The sequence below is a fragment of the bacterium genome, assembly GCA_041648665.1.
GTDB lineage: Bacteria > UBA10199 > UBA10199 > 2-02-FULL-44-16 > JAAZCA01 > JAFGMW01.
On sequence record JBAZOP010000036.1, the window covers coordinates 19,764 to 31,514 of the forward strand.

Annotated in this window: 17 protein-coding genes; all 17 read right to left on the minus strand. The window is 63.3% G+C overall.

Features of this window, described 5'->3' with window-relative positions:
• Positions 1–978 (minus strand): hypothetical protein, encoded by a 978-nt coding sequence (locus WC683_11840; GenBank protein ID MFA4973298.1) that lies wholly within the window; start codon positions 976–978, stop codon positions 1–3.
• Positions 979–981: 3 nt separating this feature from the next.
• Complete coding sequence (locus WC683_11845) at positions 982–1,548, minus strand: hypothetical protein (protein MFA4973299.1); 567 nt, start codon at positions 1,546–1,548, stop codon at positions 982–984.
• Positions 1,549–1,630: 82 nt separating this feature from the next.
• Entirely contained in the window at positions 1,631–1,936 is a 306-nt protein-coding gene (locus WC683_11850; protein ID MFA4973300.1) for a hypothetical protein, read from the minus strand.
• Positions 1,937–2,042: 106 nt separating this feature from the next.
• Complete coding sequence (locus tag WC683_11855; protein MFA4973301.1) at positions 2,043–2,273, minus strand: hypothetical protein; 231 nt, start codon at positions 2,271–2,273, stop codon at positions 2,043–2,045.
• On the minus strand, positions 2,270–2,440 hold the full coding sequence (locus tag WC683_11860; protein MFA4973302.1) for a hypothetical protein: 171 nt from the start codon (positions 2,438–2,440) through the stop codon (positions 2,270–2,272). The genes WC683_11855 and WC683_11860 overlap by 4 nt, the downstream gene beginning before the upstream one ends.
• Positions 2,437–3,123: a PKD domain-containing protein gene (locus tag WC683_11865; GenBank protein MFA4973303.1), complete on the minus strand. Its 687-nt coding sequence runs from the start codon at positions 3,121–3,123 to the stop codon at positions 2,437–2,439. The genes WC683_11860 and WC683_11865 overlap by 4 nt, the downstream gene beginning before the upstream one ends.
• A gap of 1 nt (position 3,124) precedes the next feature.
• Positions 3,125–3,364 (minus strand): hypothetical protein, encoded by a 240-nt coding sequence (locus tag WC683_11870; protein MFA4973304.1) that lies wholly within the window; start codon positions 3,362–3,364, stop codon positions 3,125–3,127.
• Positions 3,361–3,855, minus strand: a complete 495-nt coding sequence (locus WC683_11875; protein ID MFA4973305.1) for a hypothetical protein — start codon at positions 3,853–3,855, stop codon at positions 3,361–3,363. The genes WC683_11870 and WC683_11875 overlap by 4 nt, the downstream gene beginning before the upstream one ends.
• On the minus strand, positions 3,852–4,049 hold the full coding sequence (locus WC683_11880; protein ID MFA4973306.1) for a hypothetical protein: 198 nt from the start codon (positions 4,047–4,049) through the stop codon (positions 3,852–3,854). Before WC683_11880 ends, WC683_11875 begins: the two co-directional genes overlap by 4 nt.
• On the minus strand, positions 4,049–4,423 hold the full coding sequence (locus WC683_11885; GenBank protein ID MFA4973307.1) for a hypothetical protein: 375 nt from the start codon (positions 4,421–4,423) through the stop codon (positions 4,049–4,051). Before WC683_11885 ends, WC683_11880 begins: the two co-directional genes overlap by 1 nt.
• The gene (locus WC683_11890; protein MFA4973308.1) at positions 4,420–7,401 is read right to left on the minus strand and encodes a DUF2341 domain-containing protein; all 2,982 of its coding nucleotides are present in this window, start codon (positions 7,399–7,401) and stop codon (positions 4,420–4,422) included. The genes WC683_11885 and WC683_11890 overlap by 4 nt, the downstream gene beginning before the upstream one ends.
• A complete protein-coding gene (locus WC683_11895) occupies positions 7,398–7,613 on the minus strand; it encodes a hypothetical protein (protein ID MFA4973309.1) in 216 nt (71 codons plus the stop codon). Before WC683_11895 ends, WC683_11890 begins: the two co-directional genes overlap by 4 nt.
• A 17-nt stretch (positions 7,614–7,630) precedes the next feature.
• Positions 7,631–10,534 carry a hypothetical protein gene (locus WC683_11900; GenBank protein MFA4973310.1) on the minus strand — a complete coding sequence of 968 codons (2,904 nt, stop codon included), beginning with the start codon at positions 10,532–10,534 and terminating at the stop codon, positions 7,631–7,633.
• A 327-nt stretch (positions 10,535–10,861) separates the two neighbouring features.
• Positions 10,862–10,993, minus strand: coding sequence for a hypothetical protein (locus WC683_11905; GenBank protein MFA4973311.1), 132 nt, complete (start codon positions 10,991–10,993; stop codon positions 10,862–10,864).
• Entirely contained in the window at positions 10,990–11,154 is a 165-nt protein-coding gene (locus tag WC683_11910) for a hypothetical protein (GenBank protein ID MFA4973312.1), read from the minus strand. Before WC683_11910 ends, WC683_11905 begins: the two co-directional genes overlap by 4 nt.
• Positions 11,151–11,477 (minus strand): hypothetical protein, encoded by a 327-nt coding sequence (locus WC683_11915; GenBank protein MFA4973313.1) that lies wholly within the window; start codon positions 11,475–11,477, stop codon positions 11,151–11,153. Before WC683_11915 ends, WC683_11910 begins: the two co-directional genes overlap by 4 nt.
• A partial coding sequence (locus WC683_11920) for a hypothetical protein (protein MFA4973314.1) occupies positions 11,474–11,751 on the minus strand: 278 nt, incomplete at its 5' end. The genes WC683_11920 and WC683_11915, both read right to left, overlap by 4 nt.

An 11,751-nucleotide genomic window follows, 5' to 3' on the forward strand; every position in this document is an offset into this window, starting at 1 on the left:
TCACTTGAACACCATGTTCGCGAGCACGTAGAACGCGAGGATCAGCACGCCGATGATCATGCAGAACGCGATAACATAGGTGAACATCTTGATCTGGTCCTGCAATTTGCGCCAGTTGATCGCTTCGATCAGGTACTTGATGCGCTCCGTGTCCTGGGAGCAATGCGAGTACGGCAGATCCTTGAACGCCTTGTAGTACGTGAACATGATCGCCTTGACCGTCCGCTTCTTCTTCCCAGGCTCCGCGAGTGGCGGGGCGATGGGTTTGCCGAGCAACACGTCGATAATAGATCGGCGCTGCTGCTTCTGCGGGATGGCGGGTTCTTCGACCTCGATCTCCGTGCCCGAGTCGAGCGGGAGTTTCATCAGGTACTCCTGCATGTCCTTCAGCGTATCGACGATGACCTCTTTCGGCAGTTCGAAATCCCTCCGTGCCTCCGGGTCGTAAAACGTCGGCTTGTACGCCTTGACGATGAGTTCGGCATTGTGTTCGAGGTCTTCGCGCTTCTGCCGCAGATGGCTCCAGAGGTCGACGTTCGGCAGGAAGGAGAGCCGGCCGAACGATGGGCGGTCGTTCCGGTGCGCCGCCATCGTCTGGTAGGCGATAGCGGCCCGCGTGGAGATGGGCAGCGACCGCGAGACGCTGGTGTGCCATACGTCGAGCCCGAGCGGGTAGTGTGTCGGCTCGGCATCGCCGGAGATGAACGAGGGGTCGATCTTCAGGCCGAACGTCGCGTCCTCGAAGATGGGCGATCCGTCCTTGTCTTTGTAGCCGGTGATCCACCGGGCCCTGGCGGTGCCCGCGTCCTCCACCGAGAGGAGCGGATAACTGTTCTTCCTCGCGTCGATGAACTGTTTGCGCTCGGGGTTGAAGCTCCAGTCGTTCGAGACCCGGAACAGGCCGAGCAGGATCAGGATCACGTTGATGATCGCGCTCCCGATCAGGTATTCCATGCCGATGAGGCCGAATGATGCCATGCCTTACCTCCTTGCCAACGGGTTAGAGATTCGCAGGCCGCGGCCGTCCTGCTGCGGTGCCTGCCCCGAGTCGCGCACCGAGTAGTTGACGCTCTGGGAATTGCACGTCTCGATCTTGTTCTGGAGAGCGCGTTCCCACCCGTCCGCGGCGCGGCTGATGAATTTGTCGTAGTGGTCGAGGATCATCGAGTAGATCGCCCCGAACTCGGGGTTATCGCGGTCGCAGGGCGGAAACGACTGCTTCGCCTCGATCATGATGATCTCGAAGTACATTTTTGAGATTTCGATATCGGGCAGCTTCGCGAGCACGTTCGTCTTGTCGAACGCCCCCATCACGATCGTCGTGAGAGTGCGTTTCGTCTCCATGAAGAGCCCGGCGGCGTTGATGCGGTCCACGAGGTCTTTTCGGTACTCCGTCGCGGCGAGCATCGCCCGATGGACGTACATGTTGTAGACGCCATCGTCGCCGTACATCTTCCGCGGGTCGCCGACGACGGGCGTGCCGTCGGGAGCGAGCTGGCGACCGAATGCGTCGTAGTAGACCGGCTGTTGCGTGTCGGAACCGTTCATGCCTCACCTCCCGAGAGAATAGGGATTGAAGGAGGTGAGGACGAGGGGTGATCCTCGTCGGTCGTCGTGCGGTACTGGGGGATTAACCGCCCTTCTGCATCCCGCGGATGTAGAGGATAGCGATTGCGAGCATCAGGGCGATGATCGCGAGCGAGATCAGCCCACCCCACGTTGCCCACATCTGCGGGACATCGGGCATGTTGGTGTTGTGCGTCCGGTTCCAGTCCGAATCGACCGCCAATGCCGGCATACTCGACTCCATCGTTCCGGCGATGAACGGGACGAAGATGAACCCTGCGATGACCACGATCAGCCCGAAGACGAGCCCGACGATCATCGTGGTCGGGTTCGTGCTCTTCCCGCCTCCGCCGCCACCACGTCGTGCCATGTTTCGAAGTCACCCCCGCATCCCGGTTACAGGTTCTTTTTCTCTCTTTGTTCATAAATGTTTGCACTATTGTCCTCATTCCTCCTCCTTCATTCTCCTTTTGTACTCATGCCCTGATTCGCGACAGCCTCTTCAGGCCGAGCGCGAGGATCACGACGCCGATGCCGATGAGCGCGATCACGAGCACCGGCTGCGCCATCTGCACGACGGTCGTCGGGCCGCCGGCATCATCGCCCGGCGCGAAGTCCGCCTCGAGGCCGCCGAAGACTATCGGCAGCGAGAGGAGCCCGATCACGACGATGATGCTGATGGCGATGAGCGGGACGATGGCCTTCATTCACCCGCCTCCCAGAGCGCCATCGGCCCCATCGCGAGCCAGTAGGCGAGATGGGGCAGCGGGTTCCACACATGGCACGATATACGCCCTTCGCCGCCGAGCGGCACGGCGATCAGCACGAGCAGAAAGGCGGCATAGTAGATGATGATAAGCCATAGGTCGTTCACACCTCGTCCGCCTCCGACGGTTCCGGCGGAGCATACCATATCTCGGCGACGAGCAATGCGCAGACGATGCCGAGGGCTACGGCGAGGACGATCAGCCCCCATCCGACCGGCAGGCTCGCGAACTCCGTCCAGTGGGTCGCATAGACATACGAGACCGTCGCGCCGTCGGTGATGGTCGATTCGACGACGGTCTCCGAGACGCCAACGGAGCCGTAGACCGTCATGATGCCCGTGGCGGCGAAGAGCGTCGCGGCGATGCCGAGCGCCACGATATTGAGGTACACCCGGTTCTGCGTATCCCAGAACCCGTACACGACGAACCCCGCGGCGATGAAGAGCGTCGCGATGTAGGCGAGGAGCGGGACGTGTGCCCGCCCGATGTCGGCGACGTGGATATACGCCTTCTTCAGTTCGATGTCGGACGCCGATGCGTTCGCGACCGTGAGCTGCACGCTGTACCATCCTGGCGTCGTGTAGCGGTGCGATGCGTCTTCGTCCGACGAGTACGAGCCATCGCCGAAGGACCAGTTCCACGACGTGACGGGCGTCGTGTTCGTCGGGTCGAACCCAACCGCGAGCGGTGCGGTGCCGCTGGTGACGTTCGCGGTGAAGTCGCACATCGTCGCAGCGCTGCACGCCCCCACCAGGAGAAGGATCCCGATCAGGGCGGCAAGGACTCGCATCTCAATCCCCCTTGCGGTCGTACTCATAGGGCTGATACACCACGCGTCCGCGCCGGCTGTACCGTTCGATCAGGCGGTTAAGTTCCATCACCGCCCGGTCGACGTCCTGCGGACCTGCGCCGAGCGTCTGCATAGCGTCGATGTCTGCTGCTGCCGACGCAACATCGCGGTCGAACTGATCTCTATCAATTATTTTGAAGCGGTAGATCCGCTCCTCAAACCGTTTAACATATCCACTCATCCACGTCCCTCCTTATAGAGCGAGAACAATGCTGCCAGCACGCCGATGCCGATGCCCGCGATGCCTGCCATGCGGAAGTCCGCGGGGAGCAGCGTGAAGGCGAACAGCCCGAAGACCGCGCCGACGCCGGCGACATACGTGATGTCGCGGGTGCGGATCCAGATCATCGCGATCGGGATGGCGAAGGCGATCACCGCGGCGAGGTTGCCGAGTACCGCGACGTAGGCGGCCCACGGGCTCGAGACGAACCCGCGCCAGTCGATGCCGCCGGTGCCTGCGGTCGCGTTGTACGTCTCGTTGCCGCCGAGCGCATCGATGAACATCTGCGCCGTCGTGTCGTTGATGGGCGCGAGCGTCGAGGTGGCCGTCGGCCGCCAGGTGACGTTTGCCCCCTGCGCCGTGCCGACGACGAGCAGCAGGCCGGCGGCGAGGCAGAGCACGATGAGGATCGCGCTCGGGCCGTAGTCCTTCGCCCACGCCGCGAGCGTCACGCGACCACCTTCTTCTTCCTGTTCTTGAATGCTATCTCGAAGCATGCTTCCAGACTCACCATGCCTGCGAAACCAAGCGAGACGATCAGGAACATCATCGGCACCGTGACGAAGCTCGATCCCCTGACGCTATCCGCGAGGATACACGCCATTAGTATCAGTATGCCGCCGACGGCGAGGAAGACCGGCCACATCAGTCCATCCCCATCGTCTGGTGCCCCGTCCAGAGCTGGTACAGCCCCCACAATTTGATGAAGTAGAGCGGGCTTTCGATCATCGCCACCATCCACGCCCACGAGAGCGGCCAGCCGTAGGCGCAGAATATCGGCACGAACGAGACCACGGAGACGCAGGCGGAGACCACCACCTTGATAAACGCGGCGATCACCCCGACCACCGAGAGCGCCGTGATCGCGCTGCCGCCGGATTCGCCGAACGCCGTCACCTCCGCGTTGCCCATGCCCGCGGTGCTGTCCGGCAGGGGCGCGGAATAGAGGCCGCACTCGTTGATGCCGGAGAAGACCGCGCCGAGCATCAGCGATATCAGGATCGCTTTGTAGAGCATCATTCGTATCTCACCCTCTTACTGCGGAGCATCACGTTGATCACGATGGCGATCATCGTCGCGAGCCCGAGCGCCATCGCCGTGACCGTCCCGCTGCCGAGCTCCCGCAGCCACCCCATGAAGAAGACGAGCCACCCCACGAACGAGAAGACAATCATCCCGATGCCCGTCGAGACCTGCCCGAAGAGCAGCGCCGCGAAGAGCATCAGGAACATGCCGGCGAACAGCAGCAGGTCCTCCGGGAGGCCGAACGACATCGGGCCCGGGACGAAGTGGACGGCGAACGGGCGCGTGATGGTCCCGAACTCCGTGTGGACCGCGGTGACGTTCACCGAGTAATCGTTGCCGCGGTGGTTCGGGATCGAGAACGTCCGCGTGAACGACGAACTGCCCGCGACGGTCGTCGAGTTCACGGTCGTCTGCGTGCCGTCGGTGTTGGTGCGGTTGATGCGGATCGATACGCTCGTCGTCTGCGAGAGCGCGTCGGCATAGCGCACGCCGATGTACCCGAGGGCCGTCGTGTTCTCGCCGGCCGACGTCGAGACGTTCACCTCGACGAGCGGGTTATGGCCCGATGCAAACCAGCCGCCAGAGCCCGAGCCCGATGCATAGACGGTGTACTGCGGCTGCGACGGGTAGAGGTTCATCGATTCGCTGATGCCCGCGGTGGCGTTCTCGAACGTGACGTGGTAATTGGTCGTGCCGTCCATCACGAAGGTCGTCGAGCCGTCGGAGCCCGTGATGCCTGTCATCGCCTGATCGAAGATCGGCGTGCTCGCGTCGTTGATGCCGAGGAGTTCGTAGAGCCACGCGAACTCGGAGACGGTGGTGTTCTGCGGCACGATGGTCACGTTGACGCCCGATACCGGGGCGCCGAAGAGGCTCTTCACGGTAAACGTGACCTCGTTCGGCGGGAACTGCGGCGGGTTGTAATCGTCGGCGAGCGTCACGCGGTAGAGCGTGAGCGTGCCGTCGCTCCTGCCTGCGACGACGTACTCGCCCCGCCAGCTCATCGCGATGTCGGCGACGGGATCCTCGGCCTCTGACGAGTAGAGGAGTTCCCACGCGCCGCCGGTGGTCGCGACCTTATCGAAGATGTAGGCCATGCCGTCGGCGCTTCCCGCGCAGGCATAGAGCCCGTTCTTCTGCGCCGTGTCGACCGCGGCGACCGGGCCGCCCGTGGTCCACCCGCCGAGGTCGGTCATGTCGAGCGCGTAGAAGTCCACCGAGAGGCTGCGCGCATCGATGGAGAATCCCATCGAATCGCTGATGGCGATGCCCCGTGCAGCACCGCTCGATGCCGCGGTGGTATAGGCGGGCGTCAGGGTGTAGGGATACGACGACCTCCCGACGCTCATGGCGTAGACGTTCGATGCCGTCTGAAGGCCGGCGTTGTCGCCGCTCTCGGAGGTGTCGACCTGGTATACGGCGCCGGTCAGGGCTTCGGCGGCGTCGTAGTAGATCCGCGTATAGGCATCGGGAACGGTTGGCCCCCACGCGCCGTGCGTCGGCGCGGGAGAGACGGCTTTGACGAGCCGCAGGTTATCGAACCAGATCGAGATATCGCCGCTGCCGCCGGCGCTGGTCGTCAGGTTGCTGGCGAGCGTCAGGTTACCGGCGCCGAGCGCCCCGTCGATGTCGACGCTCTGGTTGTATCGGGTGGCCGCGGTCGGGTTGGTGACTTCCCAGACCTTCGTGCCGCTCTTCCAGATTTGCCAGCGGGCGGATGCCGGTGCAACCGTGATCGCCGCGGAGTAGTCGAAATACAGCCGGTAATCGACGGACGTGTTCAGTGTGATCGCCTGGTTGAGGTAGGCATAATAGGTCACACCGGCACCAGCGCCGGTCATGGCGTCGTACACCTGCCCCGAGTACGATCCGACGGTCTTGTTCGTCGCGGTCCGTGCCCACGAGCCGCCACCGTTGCTCTGGATCGTCCACGCGGTCGTGAGCTCGAAGCCGGGGTTCGTCATCGCTTCGAGGGTGTTCGTCTGCGAGGATGCGCTCGCCGCCGATGCATACGACCACTTCAGCACGATGTCGGTCGTGCCCGGCGATACCGGGATGTAGGGGATCTCGACCCAGACGGATGCCGCGGTCGCGTTGTACTCCTCGACCCAGAAGTCGAGCGCCGTCGTGCCGTCCGCGGCATAGAAGCGGATATCGTACCAGTCGGCCCGGACGGTGGATGCGCCGAGGTAAACCACTTCGCCGCTGTCGGTGCCTGCGGCTTCCCAGAGCTGAAAGTGCATCTGGTAATTCGTGAGCGGCGATGCGAACGCCGAGCCCGCGATGGTATGGGTCTTCGAGTACGCATACGTGCCCGGGCCGTCGAGCCATGCCCACGTCGAGGACCACGATTCGTTCACGAGGTAGGCGCTCGTGACGGCGGATCGCGTCTGGTTCCAGTGGTAGAGCAGCGCGGTGGCGTTGCTCTCTTTCGCTGCGATGAGCCAGTCGTTATTGCCCGCGGCGGCCGTGAGGTAGGCGCCGGTATCGGCCTGCGGCACGACGTGCCCGATATAGGAGTGCGTGTCGTTCCAGACGAAGGCCGCGAGGTTCGTGGTGATCACGGCGTCGCCGTCGGCGTTGACGCTCATGTTGCGGAGCGTGCCGAAGACGGTCGGGTCGAACCATTGGCGCATGACGGCGACACCCGTGGCCCCGTCGAGGACTCTGAAGGACTGGTTCGCGTCGATGTAGTAGACGTGGCCGCCCGAACCGTCCACGGCGATATCGCGGATGGCGTGCGACCCGAGGTTGAGGACGGACCATGTGCGCGTGCCGTCCGCCGAGAAGACGGTGATGTTGCCGCCCGATGTGCCGGCGGCGATGGTGCCGCCGTCTTCGTCGATGGCGACGCAGGTGATGCCGGCGGTAAAGGTGCGGTCCCACGCTTTGTCCGCGGCCGGCGTCGAAGCGACGGCGGGGAGCGCGAGGAGGACCAGCGCGAGGAGGATGGCGGGCAGGCGGCGGGTCATGGTGCCGGTGGTGCCCCCTGGTTCCTGCGGCGGTGATAACAATACCCGGAGAGCGCGGCTGCGCCGACGAAGATCGCCATGCCGATGCGGATCGACTTATTGAACTGGAGGTCCCAGATTACCGCGAGGATGCCGATCGCGATGAGTGCTGCGCCGGCATAATCAAGTGCCGTGATCTTCTGGTGCTGTGCTTGTATCCGATCTTGTGTCATCACCCAATTTTTACCAGTCATAGCGATAACCTCGGTAGTTTTATATTTGAGAACCCGAAGTCGCCGAGCGACCCGAAGACTGATTCGATGTTAGGTACTGGGTTCTTTATAGCCCATTCGCGCACGTTGACGCGGATTTGTGGGAATCGCTGCCGCTTGCGAAAATCGCCGATAACGATCTCCGGCGGGACGTGTGGCGGAACATACGGCGGACTGCTCGGCGGCGAGCTCGGGTAATACGGGATCGAGATCGACGGCGCCCGGTAGCTCGGACCCGACGGTGCGCTTACCGATGCGACGGAGGGCGCGCTGATGCTGCTCCGGCTCACGCTTGACCCGGATATCGAACCGCCCGATAGTTCGGATAGCGACGGGCTCGACGGCAGGCGCGCGCTCGACCGGCTCATCGGCGGCGATACGCTTTCTGGGAGACGATACGATGACGCCATGCGCGATATATCGCTATAACTCGTGCCACTCACGACCGACGAGAGCGCCCCGGAGACGTACGATCGCGCCTGGATGTGGTAGCTCGCGGCGAGGTTGCCGAGGCCGATGCCGGGGATGTTGATCACGCTCCGCCCCTCCATCACCTCGGAGGAGAGGCCGCTGTATGCTTTCGTCTCGACAATCGGCACGCGGACGCCGGCGACGCGGGTGAAGTACTTGCCGCCGAAGTCCCCGAGCTCGCCAGCGACGACCGCCTCGTACTCGCTCTTCATCATCGGCATGTACCCGACGCCCCGCGGGGCGGCCTTGAGGTAGGCGTTCATAGCGGGATATCCTCCCGCCTGGACCCGCGATGGAAATGTCGCTACCCCCGATACCTGCGTATGCATGATCGCGGGGTCTAGCGCCGCCACTGGCGCGTCGAGTCCGATTAGCTTCGGTGATGACCCAGATCCGGTCTTCGTGAAGTACGACATCGCCGTGCTCGCGCCATACATCGCATCGTTGATCTCGCTCGCGCTCTGTCCGGTGGCGAGATTGAACCGCCCGGTCAACCGCGATGGTATCGGCGTGTGTTCCCACCCGGTCCAGAGGATGACATCGCCCGGCATATCTGTCGGCAGGCGTGCCGACGATGGCACGTAGTCCGGCGGCGCGCCGGTAATGCTCATCTCCGACGGATAGGGGAGGTTCGTTCCGACGTTGAAGGACTTGGTTAAACTCCGCTCGGTGATCCGTTGGGAGATGGCGAACCCCTGTTCGGCAGGATACCCGATGCTCTCCATCTTGATCTCCTGCATGTCTCGAGTACGGAGCCATCCGACGCCCCGAGGCCATGCCCACATCCCGACGGCGAGACCCGCGACGGCCGGCGCCGCTTCGCCGGTGGCGATACGACCGATCCGGTATGCAGCTTCCTCGCCGGTCGGCAGATCGGAGATGTTGCCGAAGCTGAGTACACGAGGACTCTCACCGGGCCCGGGACCCATATGAGAGGGTATCGCACCGCCACCGACACGCTCGATCACGGACTGCCCCCACGAGATGCCGATATACCCCATCGCCGATTTCTCGACCACGCCGGCGGCGAGCGTCGCAGCGCCCATCGCTCGCGGAAAGTTAATGAGGCCGGTGGAGACCGCGGCGGACCTGCCGAGCCAGCCCAGACCGCCGAGGACGCCCGGGAGTGCGGCGGAGATTCCGAAGAGCGCGACTGCTTCGACTGGCCGCTCTCGTATCTCGACAGTCGCGCCCCTATAAAAAGCGACCCCGGCATCGGGAAGAGCTAATGAGACGCCCGGATCCACGACGCCGAGCGCCTGCATCTTGTTACTGATGATCTCCGTGCCGATACCGAATGGCCCGGTCGCCACCTCCATCATCGGTTTTAAAATAAAGAGCTCGCTGAGACGATACGCCGCGGTGCCCGGCCCAGGTATGATCGCGCTTACTTGTTCCGATCCAACACGAGAAACGGCGTCATATCTCTGCGAGAGCGTTCCGACACCGCCGGCGGCCACGTCGAAGATCCCTTTGTTCGTGAAGATGCCACCGGGGTCGAAGCCCGGCGCCTGTGGTATGTCCGGCATCGCGCTCGCGACCTGGATCGGCGATATCTTCTGGAGGAGCTGCCCGCCCTCGACGAAGAGGTCGCCGTGCATCAACGCCTGCCCGAACGATGCCATACCGAGCAGTCCGCGAGCCATCGCGTCGTTTGCCGCCCGGGTCGCGGTGAACGATTCCATCTGCGCGATGATGCGGTCGATGCGCAGGTTCTCCTCCTGCCCACGGGACCACGCCCACGCCGCGTTTGCTTCGCCGGTGAACCGCGAGATATCGGCCTGCGCTTCCGGGGAGAGGGTGCTCGCGAGGGCCTTCTGCCCGAACGCGACGGTCTCCAGCGCCTGCCTATACTGCGTTTCCTTCTCTGGCGAGTAGCCGCCAGAAAGCACATCGCCGGGGAGGCGGTTCAGATCGTCGGTGGCTTTATCCATCTCGTTCTGGATCGGGACGATATTGAACTCTCGGCGCTCGTTCGCGAGGTTTTCGGGATTGATGCCCATCGCGGTCGCGATCTGCTGCGCCCGCCAGTACGTCTCGCTCTCTTTCCACCCTTCGGCGTTCCCGCCGAGGCTCTGCCACATCGCCTGCCCGCCGATGCGGAGATCGTCGTTCGCCTGCGCGATGGGTTCGGTCGAGAGGTAGGCCTCGAGGTCTTCGCTCTCTTCTTCGGCCTCGTCGTCGAGGAGGGTCCGCCGCCCTTCGGCACCGCGCCGCGGGATCATCCGCATCCGCCGGCGAAGCGCCTCGACCTTCGGCGGCGGTCGAGCCTCGGATCTTACGCCGATGCGCTCCCCGACGGTCTGCCGCTCCTGCTGGCGTGCATACAGTCCTTCGGCGGCGGCGATGCGGTCGTCGGTGCCGGGAGAGAGGGGGATGCCGCCGGACGTCTGGCGCGAGGGGATGAGCATTACGACGCGCCCCCACAGGCCAGCATGAGAACGATGAGAAGGAGGAGGGTCAGCGCGACGCTACGTGCGATGCCGCGCCAATCTTCCCCGCTAAAACCAAAGAGCCTCACCGCTATCATCGCCGAATATTTTACGGAATGATACGTGGTCAAAGGATAAAAGTATTATGTATTGGTGCGAGACGTACAGATGCTTATTTTTATGTACCTTTGATTAGCACCCCCTTTGTTTTTGGGCCTTCTGTTGGGCGGTGGTGTGTTGGGTCGTCGCGGTGGTGCTGCGTGGCTGGAAGGTGGCCGTGGTGCGTTTGTGGTGCATCGTGGATGGTCACTGGTGATGCACCTCCGCGGCGTCGAGCACGGCCTTCCACGACTTGAAGAAGGTGATGACCGGCCCGAGTGCCAGCAGCGCGAGGATGACCGCGAGCACGAGCCAGAGCACGCCGACCTCGGAGATCATGGCTGCTCCCCCGCGCCGAGCCAGCCCGGCACCGTCGAGTTGCAGAACCGGCAATGCCATTGTCGGTTCGAGGGATAGCCCTGCTCGATGAGGTTGTTCGATCCGCACATCGGGCAGACGCGCAGGCCGAGGGCGTATTTGAGGTAGGAGATTGCGCTCATGGCAGCGGCCTCCCACAGATCGGGCATTTTGTGCTCTGCTGTTCGACGGCGGGGTATCGTTGGTGATTTTTTCCGTAGAGGCATGCGGCCAGTCCGATGGCGCCCGCAGCGAAAATGAGGGCCATCGGCAGTGGGATGAAATCCCAGAGGAGCCACTGCGATGCGACCGGCTCCGGCGGTACGTACGTGACGCACCACGCCGAGGTTTCGGGGAACGGGTGCGGTGGAAAGAACGTGTCCCACGCCGCGAACGTGATGATCAGCATGGCGACCATGAAGACGATGCACGCGCCGATGATCGTGTGGAGAATCGAACGGGTCACGCTTCGGCCCCCTGCTGCTTCGCGACCCACGCGACCCACGACGCATCGCGGTTCGCCCGTTCCGCCTTATGCAGTCTGCCGACGTGGTAGCGGCCGCAGATGAAACAATGCCAGATGCTGAACTCGTCGTCGGGCTGCTTCTGCTGGAGGCGTTTCATGGCGATGCCGGCCTGTTCTTTCGTCGCGTGCTTCCGGTGCCGCAGGCAGCAGACGAGGCGGCCGTTGTACTGGGATTCCCAGGACATCAGAGATCGCCCCCTTTCTGACGGCAAAT

Bases quoted from the DNA above. Each gene is read 5' to 3' on its own strand.
- WC683_11840 (MFA4973298.1), bottom strand. From the start codon at position 978: ATGGCATCATTCGGCCTCATCGGCATGGAATACCTGATCGGGAGCGCG.
- WC683_11845 (MFA4973299.1), bottom strand. From the start codon at position 1,548: ATGAACGGTTCCGACACGCAACAGCCGGTCTACTACGACGCATTCGGT.
- WC683_11850 (MFA4973300.1), bottom strand. From the start codon at position 1,936: ATGGCACGACGTGGTGGCGGCGGAGGCGGGAAGAGCACGAACCCGACC.
- WC683_11855 (MFA4973301.1), bottom strand. From the start codon at position 2,273: ATGAAGGCCATCGTCCCGCTCATCGCCATCAGCATCATCGTCGTGATC.
- WC683_11865 (MFA4973303.1), bottom strand. From the start codon at position 3,123: ATGCGAGTCCTTGCCGCCCTGATCGGGATCCTTCTCCTGGTGGGGGCG.
- WC683_11870 (MFA4973304.1), bottom strand. From the start codon at position 3,364: ATGAGTGGATATGTTAAACGGTTTGAGGAGCGGATCTACCGCTTCAAA.
- WC683_11880 (MFA4973306.1), bottom strand. From the start codon at position 4,049: ATGTGGCCGGTCTTCCTCGCCGTCGGCGGCATACTGATACTAATGGCG.
- WC683_11885 (MFA4973307.1), bottom strand. From the start codon at position 4,423: ATGATGCTCTACAAAGCGATCCTGATATCGCTGATGCTCGGCGCGGTC.
- WC683_11890 (MFA4973308.1), bottom strand. From the start codon at position 7,401: ATGACCCGCCGCCTGCCCGCCATCCTCCTCGCGCTGGTCCTCCTCGCG.
- WC683_11895 (MFA4973309.1), bottom strand. From the start codon at position 7,613: ATGACACAAGATCGGATACAAGCACAGCACCAGAAGATCACGGCACTT.
- WC683_11900 (MFA4973310.1), bottom strand. From the start codon at position 10,534: ATGCTCATCCCCTCGCGCCAGACGTCCGGCGGCATCCCCCTCTCTCCC.
- WC683_11905 (MFA4973311.1), bottom strand. From the start codon at position 10,993: ATGATCTCCGAGGTCGGCGTGCTCTGGCTCGTGCTCGCGGTCATCCTC.
- WC683_11910 (MFA4973312.1), bottom strand. From the start codon at position 11,154: ATGAGCGCAATCTCCTACCTCAAATACGCCCTCGGCCTGCGCGTCTGC.